At 68.1% G+C, this 17,376-nt stretch carries 14 protein-coding genes; 11 read left to right on the top strand and 3 right to left on the bottom strand.

Annotated features, from left to right (window positions below; translation table 11 throughout):
* The first annotated feature begins 48 nt into the window (after positions 1-48).
* Genes coaE through ACT3TD_RS10745 form a run of 3 tightly spaced genes read left to right on the top strand, consistent with a single transcriptional unit; the run spans position 49 to position 3,263 of the window.
* Positions 49-630 (top strand): dephospho-CoA kinase, encoded by a 582-nt coding sequence (coaE, locus tag ACT3TD_RS10755; protein ID WP_301442959.1) that lies wholly within the window; start codon positions 49-51, stop codon positions 628-630.
* Positions 631-634: 4 nt separating this feature from the next.
* Positions 635-2,767 carry an excinuclease ABC subunit UvrB gene (gene uvrB, locus ACT3TD_RS10750; RefSeq protein ID WP_441579225.1) on the top strand — a complete coding sequence of 711 codons (2,133 nt, stop codon included), beginning with the start codon at positions 635-637 and terminating at the stop codon, positions 2,765-2,767.
* A 49-nt stretch (positions 2,768-2,816) separates the two neighbouring features.
* Positions 2,817-3,263, top strand: a complete 447-nt coding sequence (locus ACT3TD_RS10745) for a universal stress protein (RefSeq protein WP_301444262.1) — start codon at positions 2,817-2,819, stop codon at positions 3,261-3,263.
* A gap of 37 nt (positions 3,264-3,300) precedes the next feature.
* Here the strand turns inward: ACT3TD_RS10745 and ACT3TD_RS10740 are convergent, their stop codons facing one another.
* A complete protein-coding gene (locus tag ACT3TD_RS10740; RefSeq protein WP_441579224.1) occupies positions 3,301-5,604 on the bottom strand; it encodes a HelD family protein in 2,304 nt (767 codons plus the stop codon).
* A 178-nt stretch (positions 5,605-5,782) separates the two neighbouring features.
* Here ACT3TD_RS10740 and ACT3TD_RS10735 point away from each other — a divergent pair, with 178 nt between their 5' ends.
* Positions 5,783-7,240, top strand: coding sequence for an NCS1 family transporter (locus tag ACT3TD_RS10735; protein ID WP_301441938.1), 1,458 nt, complete (start codon positions 5,783-5,785; stop codon positions 7,238-7,240).
* Positions 7,237-7,959, top strand: a complete 723-nt coding sequence (locus tag ACT3TD_RS10730; RefSeq protein WP_441579222.1) for an aspartate/glutamate racemase family protein — start codon at positions 7,237-7,239, stop codon at positions 7,957-7,959. The genes ACT3TD_RS10735 and ACT3TD_RS10730 overlap by 4 nt, the downstream gene beginning before the upstream one ends.
* A gap of 4 nt (positions 7,960-7,963) precedes the next feature.
* Here ACT3TD_RS10730 and ACT3TD_RS10725 read toward each other — a convergent pair whose 3' ends face one another.
* Positions 7,964-8,605 (bottom strand): MBL fold metallo-hydrolase, encoded by a 642-nt coding sequence (locus ACT3TD_RS10725; RefSeq protein WP_441579221.1) that lies wholly within the window; start codon positions 8,603-8,605, stop codon positions 7,964-7,966.
* A 125-nt stretch (positions 8,606-8,730) separates the two neighbouring features.
* On the opposite strand from ACT3TD_RS10725, the gene uvrA reads away from it, so the two are divergent.
* The gene (uvrA, locus tag ACT3TD_RS10720) at positions 8,731-11,577 is read left to right on the top strand and encodes an excinuclease ABC subunit UvrA (protein ID WP_301441935.1); all 2,847 of its coding nucleotides are present in this window, start codon (positions 8,731-8,733) and stop codon (positions 11,575-11,577) included.
* Between the two features lie 22 nt (positions 11,578-11,599).
* On the opposite strand, the gene ACT3TD_RS10715 is transcribed toward uvrA, so the two are convergent.
* Positions 11,600-13,162: a hypothetical protein gene (locus tag ACT3TD_RS10715; protein ID WP_441588248.1), complete on the bottom strand. Its 1,563-nt coding sequence runs from the start codon at positions 13,160-13,162 to the stop codon at positions 11,600-11,602.
* Positions 13,163-13,843: 681 nt separating this feature from the next.
* On the opposite strand from ACT3TD_RS10715, the gene infC reads away from it, so the two are divergent.
* From infC to pheS, 5 genes are all read left to right on the top strand, one after another.
* Positions 13,844-14,365: a translation initiation factor IF-3 gene (gene infC, locus ACT3TD_RS10710; protein ID WP_301441943.1), complete on the top strand. Its 522-nt coding sequence runs from the start codon at positions 13,844-13,846 to the stop codon at positions 14,363-14,365.
* 50 nt (positions 14,366-14,415) lie between these two features.
* Entirely contained in the window at positions 14,416-14,610 is a 195-nt protein-coding gene (rpmI, locus tag ACT3TD_RS10705; RefSeq protein WP_075815429.1) for a 50S ribosomal protein L35, read from the top strand.
* Between the two features lie 103 nt (positions 14,611-14,713).
* Entirely contained in the window at positions 14,714-15,097 is a 384-nt protein-coding gene (gene rplT / locus ACT3TD_RS10700; protein ID WP_301441933.1) for a 50S ribosomal protein L20, read from the top strand.
* 146 nt (positions 15,098-15,243) lie between these two features.
* On the top strand, positions 15,244-16,188 hold the full coding sequence (locus tag ACT3TD_RS10695) for a TrmH family RNA methyltransferase (protein ID WP_441579219.1): 945 nt from the start codon (positions 15,244-15,246) through the stop codon (positions 16,186-16,188).
* 131 nt (positions 16,189-16,319) lie between these two features.
* Positions 16,320-17,342 carry a phenylalanine--tRNA ligase subunit alpha gene (pheS, locus tag ACT3TD_RS10690; protein WP_301441941.1) on the top strand — a complete coding sequence of 341 codons (1,023 nt, stop codon included), beginning with the start codon at positions 16,320-16,322 and terminating at the stop codon, positions 17,340-17,342.
* Positions 17,343-17,376 lie beyond the last annotated feature (34 nt).

Raw genomic sequence — 17,376 nt, 5'->3', positions numbered from 1 at the left:
CCCACGTGTTCGCTGCCACCACCGGCCGACAGCGCTATCCTTGACCCCATGCGCATTATCGGCCTGACAGGTGGCATCGGATCCGGCAAGACGACGGTGGCCGAACGGCTCCGGCAGAAGGGCGCGTTCGTCGTGGACGCGGACAAGGTCGCCCGCGAGATCGTGGAGCCCGGCCAGCCGGCACTCGCCGAGCTGGCGGACGCCTTCGAGGGGGTTATCACCGGGGACGGCGGCCTCGACCGCGCCGAGCTCGCCCGCCAGGCGTTCGCCTCCACCGCAGCCACCGACAAGCTCAACGCCATCACCCATCCGCGGATCCGGGAACGTACCACGGAGCTCTTCGACACCGCCGCCGCCGAGGGACGCGAGGTCGTCGTCTACGACATGCCCCTGCTCATCGAGAACGGGGAGACGGAGACCGTGGACACCGTCCTCGTCGTCGACGCCCCGGACGAGGTCCGCATCACCCGCCTCGTCGCCCGGGGGCTGGACGAAGACGACGCGCGTCGTCGCCTCGCCGCCCAGGTCGACCGCGACACCCGGCTGGCCGTCGCCGACGTCGTCCTCGACAACGGCGGCGACGTGGAGTCGCTGATCGCTCAGGTCGACGCGTTCTGGGAGAAGGTGTAACCCCATGGCCTTCGCCGCAGAACACCCCGTCCTCTCCGAGTCGGAGTTCCGTCCCGTCGGTGACGTCGAGCGCACCGACGCACGCTTCGAGGTCATCAGCGACTACAAGCCGGCCGGTGACCAGCCGGCGGCGATCAAGGAACTCGACGAGCGGCTCAACCGGGGCGAGCGGGACGTCGTCCTGATGGGTGCCACCGGTACCGGCAAGTCCGCCACCGCCGCCTGGCTCATCGAGCAGCAGCAGCGTCCGACGCTGGTCATGGCGCCGAACAAGACGCTGGCCGCGCAGCTCGCCAACGAGCTGCGCAGCCTGCTGCCGAACAACGCCGTCGAGTACTTCGTCAGCTACTACGACTACTACCAGCCCGAGGCCTACATCGCGCAGTCGGACACCTACATCGAGAAGGACTCCTCGGTCAACGACGACGTGGAACGCCTGCGGCACTCCGCGACGTCCAACCTGCTGTCGCGCCGCGACGTGGTCGTGGTCTCCTCGGTCTCCTGCATCTACGGCCTCGGCACCCCGCAGTCCTACCTGGACCGCTCGGTGATGCTGAAGGCGGGCGAGGAGGTTGAACGTGACCGGTTCCTGCGTCTTCTCGTGGACATCCAGTACGACCGCAACGACGTCTCCTTCACCCGCGGGGCGTTCCGCGTGAAGGGCGACGTGGTCGACATCATCCCCGCCTACGAGGAGCTCGCGGTGCGCGTCGAGTTCTTCGGCGACGAGATCGACAGCCTGTTCTACATCCACCCGCTCACCGGCGACGTGATCCGCGAGGTCGAGGAGATCCGCATCTTCCCGGCGACCCACTACGTGGCCGGACCCGAGCGCATGGAGAAGGCGATGGAGGACATCCACGCCGAACTGGAGGAGCGCGTCGCCGACCTTGAGGGACGCGGCAAGCTGCTCGAGGCCCAGCGGCTGCGCATGCGCACCGAGTACGACCTGGAGATGATCCAGCAGGTCGGCTACTGCTCCGGCATCGAGAACTACTCCCGGCACGTCGACCAGCGCGAGGCCGGCTCCGCCCCGGCCACGCTGATCGACTACTTCCCGGACGACTACCTCACCATCATCGACGAGTCCCACGTGACAGTCCCGCAGATCGGCGGCATGTTCGAGGGCGACATGTCGCGTAAGCGCAACCTCGTGGACTTCGGTTTCCGCCTGCCGAGCGCCCTCGACAACCGGCCGCTGACCTGGGAGGAGTTCGACGACCGTAAGGGCCAGTGCATCTACATGTCGGCTACCCCGGGCAACTACGAGATCGCCGCGGCCGGCGGTGAGTTCGTCGAGCAGGTCATCCGTCCCACCGGTCTGGTGGACCCCAAGGTCGAGGTGCGCCCGACCGAGGGGCAGATCGACGACCTCATCGAGCAGATCCGCCAGCGCGTGGAGAAGCAGGAGCGCGTGCTGGTCACGACCCTGACCAAGCGCATGGCCGAGGACCTCACGGACTACCTGCTGGAGCACGGGGTGCGGGTGCGCTACATGCACTCGGACATCGACACGCTCAAGCGGGTGGAACTGCTGCGCCAGCTGCGCCTGGGCGAGTACGACGTACTCGTCGGCATCAACCTGCTGCGTGAGGGCCTGGACCTGCCCGAGGTGTCGCTCGTGGCGATCCTCGACGCGGACAAGGAGGGCTTCCTGCGCTCGGAGCGTTCCCTGGTGCAGACCATCGGCCGTGCGGCACGAAACGTCTCCGGCGAGGTGATCATGTACGCCGACAAGATCACCGACTCGATGCAGTACGCCATGGACGAGACCGAACGGCGCCGGGCCAAGCAGATCGCCTACAACAAGGAGCACGGCATCGACCCGCAGCCGCTGCGCAAGGCGATCGCGGACATCCTCGACCAGGTCTACGAGAACCGTGGTGACGAGGCAGGCGCGGGCAGTGGGGCGACCGGCTTCGGTGCCGACGTCAGCGTCGCCGGCGGTGACGCCGCGGTCGGCGCGGGGGACACCGCGAACATGGCGCGTCCGGAACTCGAGAAGCTGATCGCCGACCTCTCGTCGCAGATGCAGGACGCCGCCCGGGAGCTGAAGTTCGAGCTCGCCGGACGGCTGCGCGATGAGATCGCGGACCTGAAGAAGGAACTGCGCGGCATGATCGAAGCCGGCATCTGACTGGGGTAGGCTTCATGTGGAAACCATCACCGATCACAAAGGGCTGGCAGTGAGCGATAGCACCAACTACGAGACCATCGTCGTCGGGACCGACGGATCGTCGTCCTCGGTCCTGGCCGTCAAACGTGCGGCGGCGCTGGCTGCGGCCTTCGACGCACGCCTGGTCATCGGATGCGCCTTCTACAAGAACGCCGAGTCCGCGGTGAAGGCGATCCGCATGGACTCGAAGACCGTCGTCGGCGGCGACCCCGCCCACGACAACCTCGCCGCCGCCGTGGAGGCGGCCAAGGAGGTCGGCGCGACGAAGATCTCCACCGCCATCAAGGAGGGCGCCCCGGTGGACGCCCTGATGGGCATCGTCACCGACGAGTCCGCCGACCTGCTTATCGTCGGCAACCGGGGGATCAACTCGCTGACCGGACGGCTGCTCGGCTCCGTGCCCGCCGACGTGGCGCGTCAGTCCGACTGCGACGTGATGATCGTGCACACCGTGTAGGTCCCCACCCTGGGGAGGGGGGACCTGGGTGGGGGTCCTACCAGGGCAGGGGCTGGTCGTGGACCAGCGTGAGTCCCTGGGTGGAGCGGGTGACCGCGACGTAGACGTCGTTGAGCCCCTGGGGCGAGGCGTCCACGATCTCCCCGGGCTCCACCAGCACGACCTCGTCGAACTCCAGGCCCTTGGCACCGTTGACGTCGGAGACCACCACCTCATCCGCGGCGTAGGCCTCCTGCAGGCCGGCGATGCGCTGCGGCGCCGCGATGACGCCCACCAGGCCGTCGCCGGCGGCCTCGACAGCACGTGCCACGGCCGTCGCCACGTCGGCGAGCGGGAGTTCGCGGATCCCGGTGCCGGTCTCACGCAGGCAGTCAGGGGTGGCCTGACCGGGGGAGATCTCCGACTGGATCGCGGTGGCGATCTCCGCGATGTCCGCCGGCGTGCGGTAGTTCACGGTCAGCTCGTGCAGCCTCCACCGGTCCTTGACGAACGGGGAGAGGGCGTCCGACCAGTCCTCCACGCCCGCCGGGCTGCCCGTCTGCGCCGGGTCGCCGACCAGGGTCATCCACCGGTTCGGCGAGCGCCTGAAGATCATCCGCCACGTCATGGCCGACAGCTCCTGCGCCTCGTCGACGATGACGTGGCCGAAGGCCCAGGTGCGGTCGGCGGCGGCACGCTCGGCCGTGGACATCGAGGAACGCACGCGCTGACGCTCGGCCAGCTGCTCGGCGTCGATGACGTCGTAGGCCATGAGGATCTCGGCGTCCGTACCGTCGTCGAGGTCCTGGTAGGCCGAACCGCTGAGGATGTCGAGCGCCTCCTGCGCCTCGTCGACCTGTGACTTCCACCGGCGTCGCTCCTCGGCCTCGGCCTCCTCGGCACCGGCGATCCCGAGGATCTCCGCCAACTCGTCGAGCAGCGGGGCGTCCGCCTCCGTCCAGTCCTCCGGGGCGTCCTCGCGCACCAGGGCGTCCCGGGTGACGTCGTCGTAGTCGGACGCGGCGGAGTCCACGGCCTCCCGCGACCCGTAGAGACCGGTGAGGACCTCCTCGGCGGTGAGTACCGGCCACAACTCGTCGACGGCCTCGGCGACCGCGGGCTCGGCGGCGAGGTCCTCACGCAACTGGTCGCGGTCGGCGGCGGTGAGCAGGTTCTCCCCGCCCAACGGGTCCGCGCCGATGGAGTCGGCCATCGCGTCGCGCAGCAGGTCGAGAACCACGTCGCTGAACCGGGCGCGGGCGAGGTTGTGCGGACGGTGCGTCCGGCGTGCCCGGGTACGCGCCTGCCGGGCGATCCGCGGGGTCAGCGCGACCGTCACCCCGTCGATGAGGAAGTCCACCGGCTCCTCCGGCACCGTCTGGTGGTCCCGTACCGCCGCGGCGAGGATCTCGAGCATCGCCGGTGACCCCTTGACCTCCTGGGTCGTCAGCGACTCCGCGCTCAGCGGCCGGGCGTCGATCCCGGGCAGCAGGCTGCCCGGCGTGGCCAGCACCACGCCCGTCTCACCGAGGCTGGGCAGCACCTGCGAGATGTAGTCCAGGAATCGACGGTTCGGGCCGATGATCAGCACACCGGTGTTCGCCAGCTGCTCGCGCCACGTGTACAGCAGGTACGCCGTACGGTGAAGGGCGACCGCAGTCTTGCCCGTCCCCGGACCGCCCTGCACCACCGTCACGCCGCGGTGCTCCTCGCGGATGATGCGGTCCTGCTCGGCGACGATGGTGTCCACGATGTCGTGCATGTGACGGTCACGCGCGCGGTTGACCGCGTGGAGCAGCGCGCCCTCCTGGGCGACCGATCCGTCGCGCTCGCCGCCGGAGCGTCCTGCCTGCCTGTCGCCGCCTGAGAGCCGCTCGTCGGCGACGTCGGTCACCGTGCGACCCCGGGTGCGGATGTGCCGGCGCACGTGCACACCCTCGGGGTGCAACGTGGTCGCCAGGTAGAACGGCCGGGCCAGCGGGGCGCGCCAGTCCATCAGCAGGGTGCGCATCTCGTCGTCGGAGGTGTGCAGGCCGATGCGACCGATGTAACGACGGTCGAGCGGAGCTTCGCCGTCGACGTCGGTGACGGGGTTCTCCGGCTCATCGTCCTCCACGTCGATACGACCGAAGAACAGGCCGATCTCCGCGGCGGAGTACTCGTCCAGACGCCCGGCGACCTCGTAGGTCTCGTGGTCGCGTTCCAGCAGCGTCTGCGGCTGGTCGATGTCGGCACGGCGGCGTTGCGCCCGGCGCATACGGTCGGTGAGACGCTCGCGCGACTCGTCGACGACCGTCAGCAACTCGTCGAGGTGTTCCTGCTCGGCGGAGATGTCCGGGTGGTCGGAAGCGGTGGTGCTCATGGTCTCCTGAATCTCTTGAACGGGCCCCGTCGGCGTCGCGACAGGAACGACCATCCTACGCCGCGGACGGCCGCCATCGGCAGGCCCCATCTGTTCAGCAGGGACACGAGGGTGAAACATCAATATGCTGTCCTGGTATCAGAGAGATTCATGACATTTCACCGAGAAGGACACCACCGTGACCACAGAGAGAACACCTGAAAGCCCACCTGCGACCATCCCGGACCACGGGCGGCACGACGGGCAGCATGAAGGGAAGCATGAAGGAAAGGGCGCCGGCGAGGAGTCGCTGGCGCCGCAGCAGACCCGCATCATGGGCAAGACGTCGTATCTCTTCGCCTGGATGGGTGGCTGCGTGTCGATCGGCACCTTCACCATGGGGTCCTCGCTGGTGGGCACCCTGAACCTGGTCCAGGCCATCGTGGCCATGGTCATCGGGTGCGTGGTCATCACCGTGGGTCTGACGATCAACGGCGCCGCCGGGCACCGGTGGGGGATCCCCTTCATGGTCCAGGTCCGCAGTTCCTTCGGATTCGTCGGCACCCGGATCCCCGGTCTGGTCCGCGCCCTGCCCGCGCTGGTCTGGTACGGATTCCAGAGCTGGGTCGGGGCGATGGCGATCAACTCGATCGCCGACACCCTCTTCGGGTTCAGCAACATCGTGCTGTTCTTCATCCTGTTCCAGGCCCTGCAGATCGCCCTGTCGGTCGCCGGGTTCCAGGGCATCAAGTGGCTGGAGAACATCGGCGCGGTGTTCATCCTCTGCGCGCTGATCTACATGTTCTTCAGCGTGATCGACCGCTACGGCACCGAACTCGGCGAGAGCCTGGATGCCCAAGGATCCTGGGGACTGCCGTTCTGGGGAGCCACGATGCTCTTCCTCGGCATCTACGCCACCATGATGCTCAACGTCAGCGACTACTCGCGCGAACACTCCACCTCCAGCGGCCCTGCGACGATGTTCTCGCTGTACACCGCGGCGATCCTGCCGGTGACCCTGTTCATGGGGCTCATCGGGCTGATGGTCTCGGAGGCCACCGGGGTGGTCGACCCGATCGACGTGTTCTCCAACGCGGTCGACAACACCCCGCTGCTCGTCATCACGCTCCTGTTCATCGCCTTCGCACAGGTCACTACCAACGTCCTGAACAACGTGGTTCCGCCCACGTACGTGCTGATGGACATGTTCGGCATGAAGTTCCGCACGGCCGCGGTCCTGGTGGGTGTGCTCGCTCCGGCGACCTTCCCCTGGCTGCTGGTCCGCGACGAGAACGCCGACGGCCTGCAGACCTTCGTGCAGATCTACTCGGCCTTCCTCGGCCCGATCTTCGCGGTCATGGTCGTGGACTACTACCTGGTCCGTCGACGCCGGCTCGAGATCGACGAGCTCTACGACCCGCGTGGGCCCTTCCGCGGGGTGAACTGGGCCGCGGTCGTCGCCGTGGTCGTCGGCGTGCTCATCACCCTGCCGTTCTCGGACGTGGGGTGGTACGTGAGCCTCGTGCCGGCCGCGCTGGTTTACTGGGTGCTCATGAGAACACTGCCGTCCTCCCGTCGTTTCCTGGCGGGCACCGACGCCGCGGCGGTCGTCGCACCCGAGATTCAGGACCCCACCACTCAGAAGGAGCGAGCATGAGAATCCTCGTCGTCAACGTCAACACCACCGCAACGATGACCGCCTCTATCGGCGCCCAGGCGGAGGCCGCGGCGTCCTCCGGCACCGAGATCGTGGCGCTGACCCCGCGCTTCGGGGCGGAGTCCGTCGAGGGCAACATGGAGAGCCACCTGGCCGCCGTCGGCGTGATGGACGCGGTCTCCCGGTACGACGGGCCGTTCGACGCGGTCATCCAGGCCGGTTTCGGTGAGCACGGCAGGGAGGCGCTCCAGGAGATGCTGGACGTCCCGGTGGTCGACATCACCGAGGCGGCCGGCCACGTGGCGAGCCTGGTGGGACGCACCTACAGCGTGGTGACCACGCTTGACCGCACCGTCCCGCTCATCGAGGACCGGCTGACCCTGGCGGGGCTCGACCGCAGCTGCGCCTCCGTGCGGGCCTCGGGACTGTCCGTCCTGCAGCTGGAGGAGTCGGCGCAGGCCGCGGTGGAGGCCATCGCCGAGGAGGCCAGGATCGCTGTCGAGCAGGACCGCGCCGAGGTGATCGTCCTGGGCTGCGGGGGAATGGCGGGACTGGACGACGCCGTGCGCGCCGCGACAGGGACTCCCGTGGTGGACGGCGTCGCGGCCGCCGTCCAGCTGGCGGAGTCCCTGGTGAACCTCGGGCTCACCACCTCCAAGGTCCGGACGTACGCCGCGCCGCGGCCGAAGCGCATGACCGGGTGGCCCCTGCAGGACTAGCGGGTCACCAGCCGCGCTCGCGCCATTCGTCGAGGTGGGGACGCTCGGCGCCGATGGTCGTCGCGTCCCCGTGGCCGGGGTGGACCACCGTGTCGTCCGGAAGCGAGAAGCAGCGACGCGTCACGTCCCCGAGCAGGGAGGTGAAGTCCTCCGGTGTCTCCGTCCTGCCGACGCCGCTGGGGAAGAGGCTGTCGCCGGAGAAGAGCTGCGTCGGGCCGTCCTGGCCTGCAACCTGGCCTGGAAGGATCACGCCGAGGCCGCCCGGGGTGTGCCCGCGCAGCAGGACGAGCCGCATGCCGAGCCCGTCGAGGGCGGGGGAGGTCGTGAAGGCCTCCGGTGCGTCGTCGTCGGGGTCAGTACCCCAGGTCACGTCGACGGCGGCGGGCAACGCCGGAGCGTCCTGCACCGAGGCGTGGTGCCGCGCCCCGGTGGCGGCGAGGACCTCCTCGAGCGCCTGGACGTGGTCGAAGTGCTGGTGCGTGGTGAGCACGTCGGTGATGCGGACGCCGGCTTCCTCGGCGAGGGCGAGCAGGTGGGGTGCGTCGGCGGCGGCGTCGATCAGCAGGGCGTCGCCCTCGACGCTGACCAGGTAGCAGTTGTTGCCCATGGGGCCTACTGTCGTCGTGGTGATCTGTGCTGAAGTCATGGCACCACCATAACCCGTATCCCGTTCGATTATCCGTTCGACTGTGTCCGGGCCGTCACGTACCATGGCGGGGACGAGCACAACGTGCAACCACAACTTGCGACATTCCATGAAGGAGACCCGGGGTGGCTGAGATCCTCACCGTGCGCGGAGCGCGCGAACACAATCTGCAGGGCGTGGACATCGACCTGCCGCGTGAGCGGATGATCGTCTTCACCGGGCTCTCCGGCTCGGGTAAGTCGTCCCTGGCCTTCGACACGATCTTCGCCGAGGGGCAGCGGCGCTACGTCGAGTCGTTGTCGTCCTACGCCCGGCAGTTCCTGGGGCAGATGGACAAGCCGGACGTCGACCTCATCGAGGGGCTGTCGCCGGCGGTGTCGATCGACCAGAAGTCGACGAACCGCAACCCCCGGTCGACCGTCGGTACGATCACGGAGATCCACGACTACCTGCGACTGCTGTTCGCCCGTACCGGCGTGGCGCACTGCCCGGAGTGCGGTGAGCGCATCGAGGCGCAGACGCCGCAGCAGATCGTCGACCAGATCCTGGAGATGGAGCAGGGGCTCAAGTTCCAGGTCCTCGCTCCGGTGGTGCGGACCCGGAAGGGCGAGTTCGTGGACCTCTTCGAGGACCTCGCCTCGGACGGCTACTCGCGTGTGCTGGTGGACGGGGAGACCTACCGCCTGTCCGACCCGCCCACCCTGGAGAAGCAGGTCAAGCACGACATCGACGTGATCGTGGACCGTCTGCAGGTCAAGGAGTCGCAGAAGCAGCGGCTCACCGACTCGGTGGAGACCGCGCTGCGCCTGGCGGACGGCCGGGTGGTCATCGACTTCGTGGGTCTCGACGACTCCGACGACAACCGTTACCGGCGGTTCTCCGAGCACATGGCCTGCCCGAACGGCCACCCCCTGGCGATCGACGAGCTCGAGCCGCGCAGCTTCTCCTTCAACAGCCCCTACGGCGCCTGCCCGGTGTGTGACGGTCTCGGCACCCGCCTGGAGGTCGACGAGTCGCTGATCATCCCGGACCCGGACGCCCCGCTGATCACGGCGATCGCCCCGTGGGCGTCGAGCCCGAACCACAAGTACTTCGACAAACTGCTCGCGGCGTTGGCGGAGAACATCGGCATCAGTGCGCAGACCCGGTGGTCGGAACTGACGAAGAAGGAGCGCAAGGCGGTCCTCCACGGTCACCCCGAGGAGATCACGGTGCGCTACCGCAACCGTTACGGCCGCTCGCGCCAGTACTCCGCGCCTTTCGAGGGCGTGATGCCCTACCTGCACCGCAAGATCGACCAGGCCGAGAGTGAGCACCAGAAGGACCGCTTCCTGGGGTACATGCGCGAGGTCCCGTGCGTGGCCTGTGAAGGCACCCGCCTGCGCCCGGAGATCCGGATGGTCACCATCGGCTCCGAGGTCGGCGAGATGTCCATCGCCGACGTCTCGGAACTGAGCATCGAGGCCGCCAGTGACTTCCTCGACCGGCTGAGCCTGTCCAAGCGCGACGAGATGATCGCCGGGCGCGTGCTCAAGGAGATCCAGGCGCGGTTGACGTTCCTGCTCGACGTGGGCCTGAACTACCTGAACCTGTCGCGTGCCGCGGCCACCCTCTCCGGCGGCGAGGCGCAGCGTATCCGCCTGGCCACGCAGATCGGGTCCGGGCTGGCCGGTGTGCTCTACGTGCTCGACGAGCCGTCGATCGGGCTGCACCAGCGTGACAACAAGAGGCTGATCAGCACCCTCAAGCACCTCCGGGACATCGGCAACACGCTGATCGTCGTGGAGCACGACGAGGAGACGATCCGCACGGCCGACTGGCTCGTGGACATCGGCCCGCGTGCCGGCGAGTACGGCGGACGGATCGTCTACGAGGGCGAGCCGGACGGCATCATCGACGCCGAGGAGTCGCTTACCGGGCAGTACCTGTCCGGGCGCAAGGTGCTCGCCGTGCCGGACAAGCGTCGCCCGGTCGACACGTCCCGCAAGATCACCGTGCACGGGGCGACGGAGAACAACCTCAAGGATGTCACCGTCGACTTCCCCCTGGGGATCCTGACCTGCGTCACCGGGGTGTCCGGCTCCGGAAAGTCGAGTTTGGTCAACGGTATCCTCGCGCAGGTGCTGGCCAATGAGCTCAACGGTGCCCGCCAGGTGCCCGGCCACCACCGCAAGGTCACCGGCCTCGACCAGCTCGACAAGCTCGTACGTGTGGACCAGAGCCCGATCGGGCGGACGCCCCGGTCGAACCCCGCGACCTACACGGGTGTCTTCGACAAGATCCGCAACCTCTTCGCCGAGACCACCGAGGCGAAGGTCCGCGGCTACAAGGCGGGCAGGTTCAGCTTCAACGTCAAGGGCGGGCGCTGTGAGGCCTGCCGCGGTGACGGCACGCTGAAGATCGAGATGAACTTCCTGCCGGACGTCTACGTGCCCTGCGAGGTGTGCGAGGGTGCCCGGTACAACCGGGAGACCCTGGAGGTCCACTACAAGGGCAAGACCATCTCCGAGGTCCTCGACATGCCCATCAGCGAGGCCGCCGAGTTCTTCGCCCCGATCACCTCCATCGCCCGGTACCTCGTGACCCTGGTCGACGTGGGCCTGGGTTACCTGCGGCTCGGGCAGGCGGCGACCACGCTGTCCGGTGGTGAGGCCCAGCGAGTGAAGCTGGCCAGTGAACTGCAGAAGCGCTCCAACGGCCGGACCGTCTACATCCTCGACGAGCCGACGACCGGACTGCACTTCGAGGACATCCGCAAGCTCATGCTCGTCATCCAGGGACTCGTGGACAAGGGCAACACCGTGCTGGTCATCGAGCACAACCTCGACGTGATCAAGGCGGCGGACTGGCTGATCGACATGGGCCCGGAGGGCGGTTCCGGTGGTGGCACCGTGGTCGCCGAGGGCACTCCCGAGCAGGTGGCCGCCGTGGAGGCGTCCCACACCGGCCACTTCCTCAAGGAGATGGTCTGACCGGTCAGGCCTGTCAGACCGTTCAGACCCCGGCGGGGGTGTCCGCCGTGTCGGTGCGGTGGCGTTCCCGCAGTACCGCGGTCACCAGCAGGATCGCACCGCAGATGATGAAGGCTGCGACCTGGATCAGCCCGGCCAGGGCGGACAGGTCGTAGAAGACCAGTTTTGCCGTGGCGAGCAAGGCCAGGGCCAGGCCGACCGCACCGTTGTCCCGGGCGAGCATCATCACGCCCAGGCTCATCCAGGTCACCGACATCACGAGGTGCCCGGCCATGAACGCCAGGTCCCCGGTGCTGAAGGTCATGAAGATCAGCGGGATCGCCGAGCTCACGACGATGAGCAGGACGGCGGCGAGACCGACGATGATCTCCTTCGTCGCTCCCAGCACCCCGGCCGACCGCAGTATCAGCGCCCCGGGCACCGCCAGCAGGACAAGCACCGGCCATGTCAGGATCGGCGAGGCAGGTGTGTCGAACCACGCGGGTGCCACCCGGGGCAGGCAGTAGGCGAGGGTCAGGATGAAGACGGTCCACACCAGGGTGACCGGCAGCCTGTCGGCCAGGACGATCAACGTCGTGGCGATCGCCAGCAGGACGATCATCCACACCATCGCCTCCACCGAGTAGATGTCCATCTGGCGGGTGGCGACCACGATGACGAGGCCGGCGACGCCGCAGCACAGTGCACACCGCAATCCGCCGGCCACGGTCGGTGGATTCTGGTCACCGTCGACCGGTCGCAGTGCGGCCCCGGTGACTGCAGCGCCGACGACCGCGAAGGCGGTGGTGGCACCGGCGATCACCAGGCAGGCCACGACGCCACCGGTCAAGCCGAGGTCGCTGTCGTCGTCGCCGGAGGACGACACGAGGAGCATCACGGGCAACAGCGAGACAGGGATCCACCGGGAGAACACCGACAGTGCCGTCGGCTGCAGCGGCGGCGACAGGGACAGCCACGCCATCACCAGCACCCCGACGAGACCGCTGACGGCCAGCGCCGTGTGCTGGCCGCCGACGTCGAGGACGAGGAGTCCCAGGACGTAGACCGCGGCCGATGTCCCGGACGCGGCGGGCCACGGGCGGTGCCATGTGGTCGTGGCGCCGAGCAGTCCCAGGACGATCAGCGCGAGAGCGTCGAACCGCGTCGTCGCCGTGACGTCGAGCAGGTAGATGATCGCCGGGGTGAGGAACACCGTGCCTGCCGCCACGAGGATCACGGCGAGCGGTTGGCGTCCCCACGCCCAGGCGGTGAACAGGCCTGCCACCGCGAGCGCGGCGACCAGGACGATCCCGGCGGTGGGTGCCAGCCACTCAAGGCCGAACACCAGAACCCAGAGATCGGTGAACAGGCCCAGTACTCCTACACTCAGCAGCGCTGGCGCGGACGGCCCCCGTGGGCTACGACGGTGCACGATGAAGGCCAGGGCGATCAGCGCCAGGCAGATCACCGCTGCACCGGTCACCGCGGTGGCGGGTCCGAGCCAGCCGCGGCTGAACGCCTGGACGGCAAGGAACACCAGTCCGATCACGGTGATGACCGCGCCGAGGATCGAGACCCCGACGGTGATCTTGTCCTTGTCCGCCATGTACGACGCCACGGGGCCGGGGGCGGAGGCAGAGGCGTTCGGGAAAGGACGGTGCGGGACGGCCGCAGTCGGGTACGGATGCCGTGCGGGGTGCTGGATCGGTGGTTGCTGTACTGGTTGCTGCCCGGCAGGTGGCCCGGCAGGCCAGGCCTCGGGGCGTGGCTGCTGTTGCGGCGGGGGAGAGGTGCCCGCAGGCGCCCCCGGATGCTCGGCGTACGTACGGTGCTCTGGGGTCTCTGGGTTGTCTAGGCTTTCGAGTCTGCCGAGGACTTCGGAGGCGATGCGGACGGTGTCCCGGTGTGCGATCTCAGACCTCCGCAGCGACTCGCGTAGGTCTTCCCCCAACCTCCCCAGGTCAGCTCGTGAACCATCCGGTGTGGAAGTTCCATTCATACGCTTTAAGCTAGCAGTGTTCGCCGCGGGGCAGGAGGACTTGTTTCCCGTCCGGGGTACTGCTATGGTCGTGTGCACTACCGCCTGTCAATGATGGCAGGCTGCAAGTGGAGTCTCTCCCACCTGAGACCGCCTTCGTGCAGGGCTCGGGTCAACGAACGGTCGTCGTGTCCACCACAACGTGTGTGGATCGACGGCCGTCCGAGGTGCGGTGCCTGTGCGCCGCCCGGGGGGATTGCGCTCGCAGTACGCGGTACACGTTTCTACCACTGCTACTGAGGAGTTCTCATCAGCGCACAAGCTCGCATAAACGACCGGATTCGAGTTCCCGAGGTCCGACTCGTCGGTCCGGGGGGCGAACAGGTCGGTATCGTCCGAATCGACGATGCACGCAAGCTGGCCTATGACGCCGACCTCGACCTCGTCGAGGTGGCACCGAACGCAAAGCCGCCCGTGTGCAAGATCATGGACTTCGGCAAGTTCAAGTACGAACAGGACCAGAAGGCTCGCGAGGCTCGCAAGAACCAGCAGCAGACCGTGGTCAAGGAGCAGAAGTTCCGCCCCAAGATCAGCGACAACGACTACGAGACGAAGAAGTCCAACGTGGTTCGTTTCCTGGAGAAGGGGTCGAAGGTCAAGGTCACGATCATGTTCCGCGGCCGTGAGCAGTCCCGCCCCGAGCTGGGCTTCCGACTGCTCGAGCGACTCGCCGAGGACGTGCGTGAGTACGGCGTTGTTGAGACCCGGGCCAAGCAGGACGGTCGCAATATGACGATGGTGCTGTCCCCCGTCCGCAAGGGCAAGAAGTAGCACCTCCGACGTCGGTCGGCACCCATTCACGAAGAAGTTAAGGATCCACGATGAAGCAGAAGACCCACAAGGGCACCGCCAAGCGCATCAAGGTCACCGGTTCCGGCAAGCTGCGCCGCGAGCAGGCCAACCGCCGTCACCTCCTGGAGGGCAAGCCCTCCAAGCGCACCCGTCGCCTCAAGGGCACCGAGGACGTCGCTCCCGCCGACGTCAAGCGCGTCAAGCGCCTGCTGGGCAAGGCTTAAGCCTTCCTGCCCGTCTCGACTCGAATCCCGTAATTCCCGGGAACCGAGGGAACAACCTCCGGTGCCCGAACATCAAGAAGCCAGAAGATAAGGACGTCCCACCATGGCACGTGTCAAGCGCTCAGTGAACGCGAAGAAGAAGCGTCGCGAGATCCTCAACGAGGCCTCCGGCTACCGCGGCCAGCGCTCCCGCCTGTACCGCAAGGCCAAGGAGCAGGTCCTCCACTCGAAGACCTACGCCTTCCGCGACCGTCGCGCACGCAAGGGTGAGTTCCGCAAGCTGTGGATCCAGCGCATCAACGCCGCCGCCCGTGCGAACGACATCACCTACAACCGTCTGATCCAGGGCCTGCGTCTCGCCGGCATCGAGGTCGACCGTAAGAACCTCGCCGAGATCGCCGTCTCCGACGCCGCTGCGTTCACCGCCCTGGTCGACGCCGCCAAGGCCGCCCTCCCCGAGGACGTCAACGCCCCCGCGTCCAACTAAGGACCTGCGGCGGTAACGCCGAACGTTTCACCGCGCCCGCCGGTATCGTGCATTTCACGACGCCGGTCGGCGCGGTTTCGTGTATCCACGGCAGGTTGGGGGAGCGGGGCGTTTCATGTCCGGGGTCGGCGCTAGAATCTGGAGCCATGACTTCACTGCCCTCCGCGCCTTCGCCCGCACGCCCCCTCGCCTCCGACTGGCGGACCTGGATGGGCGATGAACCGTTCACCGAACGCACCCCGCGCATCGTCAACGCCGCGAAGCTGCACCGCGCCCAGGCGCGCCGCAAGGCAGGACGCTTTGTCGCCGAAGGCGCCAACGCGGTGACCTCCGCCCTCGCCCACGGTGACGTGGTCGAGGTGTACCTCACCGAGCAGGGCCTGGAGGCCGTCGGCGGCGAGCTCGACCGGCTCACCGCCGAGCGTGAGGTCATTCGGGAATCGGACGCCGACGGCGACGGCCCCGTCGGCGAGGCCCGTGGCGTGCGCGTCCACCTGATCACCGACCGCGCGGCCAGGGCCCTGTCGGAGTCGGTCACCCCCACCGGCATCTTCGCGTTGTGCACCACCTGCGTCACCGACCTCGACGGGCTGGCCGAGCGTGCGCTGCACGGCAGCATGCTCGCCGTGCCCGTGGAGACGGCGGAACCGGGTAACGCCGGTGCGCTCGTCCGCGTCGCCGACGCCACCGGCGCCGCAGGCGTCGTCTTCGCCGGCTCCAGCGTCGACCCGCAGGGCGGCAAGGCCGTCCGCGCCTCGGCGGGTTCGGTCTTCCACCTCCCGGTGGTCCGGCACACCGGCGTCGCCGAGGTCATCGACCAGCTCCACGAGTGGGGCTACACCGTCCTGGCGACCTCCGGTGAAGGGGACGTCTCCCTCGACGACGCCGCCACCGCGCAGGACGGACCGGCGTTGCTCGCCGGCAAGGTCGCCTGGCTGTTCGGCAACGAGGCCCACGGTCTCGGCGACTGGCAGGACCTGGCCGACGTGAGGGTCTCCATCCCCATGGCGGGCATGGCGGAGAGCTTCAACCTTGTCACCGCCGCGGCGATCTGTCTGTACGAGACGGCCCGCGTCGCCCGCCGGGGCTGAGGTCCGCGGTGTTCACGTCCCCGACACCCCGCAGTGGTGGGGGTCATTGGTATTATCTTGAGTCGACTCCAAAAGGGATCGACCGGGACAAGATTGAGTGCGAGGTGCGCTAGGTGGCTGACGACATCGACATGAGTGAAGCCGGGTTGGACGCTGCGGCTGAGGCCGCGGAGAAGGCGTTCTCCGCGGCGGGGAACCTCGACGAGCTGGCCACGTTGCGGCGTGACCACCTCGGCGACGACGCCCCCGTGCCCGCGGCCCGGCGCAACCTCGGCTCGCTGCCGAAGGACCAGCGCAAGGACGCCGGCCGGCTGGTCAACCAGGCGCGCGGACGTATCGAGAAGGCCTTCGCCGCGGCGAAGACCGTGCTCGAGGAGCGGCGCAACGCAGAGGTTCTCGCCGCCGAGCGTATCGACGTCACCGAGCCGACCACCCGTGGCCAGCGTGGCGCGCAGCACCCGATCACCATCCTCTCCGAGCAGATCGCCGACATCTTCGTGGGCATGGGCTGGGAGATCGCCGAGGGGCCGGAGGTCGAGGCGGAGTACTTCAACTTCGACGCCCTGAACTTCCTGCCGGACCACCCGGCCCGCACGCTGCAGGACACCTTCCACGTCGGGCCCGAGGGCTCCGGCCAGGTGCTGCGTACCCACACCTCCCCGGTGCAGGTCCGCACGCTGCTGGAACGCGACGTCCCAGTCTACATCGCCTGCCCCGGCCGGGTGTTCCGCACCGACGAGCTCGACGCCACCCACACCCCGGTCTTCCACCAGGTGGAGGGGCTGGCCGTGGACAAGGGCCTGACGATGGCGCACCTCAAGGGCACCCTCGACCACCTGGCACGCACCCTCTTCGGTGAGGACGCCACCACCCGCATCCGCCCGAACTACTTCCCCTTCACCGAACCCTCCGCAGAGGTCGACGTGTGGTTCCCCAACAAGAAGGGCGGCCCGGGCTGGATCGAGTGGGGCGGCTGCGGCATGGTCAACCCCAACGTCCTGACCGCCATGGGCGTGGACCCGGAGGTCTACTCCGGTTTCGCCTTCGGTATGGGCATCGAGCGCACCCTCCAGTTCCGCAACGGCCTTCCGGACATGCGTGACATGGTGGAGGGCGACGTCCGCTTCACCGAGCCCTTCGGCATCCGTGGCTGATTCCGCAGCAGAACCCCGCACCAACCCGTACCAC

This window comes from Corynebacterium sp. AOP36-E1-14 (genome assembly GCF_052377495.1).
Taxonomy (GTDB): Bacteria; Actinomycetota; Actinomycetes; order Mycobacteriales; family Mycobacteriaceae; genus Corynebacterium.
Note: the sequence above shows the minus strand (reverse complement) of the source record. Positions and strands in the feature narration are given on the sequence as shown.

Excerpts from the sequence above, each read along its gene's own strand:
- coaE (WP_301442959.1), top strand. The coding sequence starts at position 49 with ATGCGCATTATCGGCCTGACAGGTGGCATCGGATCCGGCAAGACGACG.
- uvrB (WP_441579225.1), top strand. The coding sequence starts at position 635 with ATGGCCTTCGCCGCAGAACACCCCGTCCTCTCCGAGTCGGAGTTCCGT.
- ACT3TD_RS10740 (WP_441579224.1), bottom strand. The coding sequence starts at position 5,604 with ATGAGCACCACCGCTTCCGACCACCCGGACATCTCCGCCGAGCAGGAA.
- ACT3TD_RS10730 (WP_441579222.1), top strand. The coding sequence starts at position 7,237 with ATGAGAATCCTCGTCGTCAACGTCAACACCACCGCAACGATGACCGCC.
- ACT3TD_RS10725 (WP_441579221.1), bottom strand. The coding sequence starts at position 8,605 with ATGACTTCAGCACAGATCACCACGACGACAGTAGGCCCCATGGGCAAC.
- ACT3TD_RS10715 (WP_441588248.1), bottom strand. The coding sequence starts at position 13,162 with ATGGCGGACAAGGACAAGATCACCGTCGGGGTCTCGATCCTCGGCGCG.
- rpmI (WP_075815429.1), top strand. The coding sequence starts at position 14,416 with ATGAAGCAGAAGACCCACAAGGGCACCGCCAAGCGCATCAAGGTCACC.
- rplT (WP_301441933.1), top strand. The coding sequence starts at position 14,714 with ATGGCACGTGTCAAGCGCTCAGTGAACGCGAAGAAGAAGCGTCGCGAG.
- ACT3TD_RS10695 (WP_441579219.1), top strand. The coding sequence starts at position 15,244 with ATGACTTCACTGCCCTCCGCGCCTTCGCCCGCACGCCCCCTCGCCTCC.
- pheS (WP_301441941.1), top strand. The coding sequence starts at position 16,320 with ATGAGTGAAGCCGGGTTGGACGCTGCGGCTGAGGCCGCGGAGAAGGCG.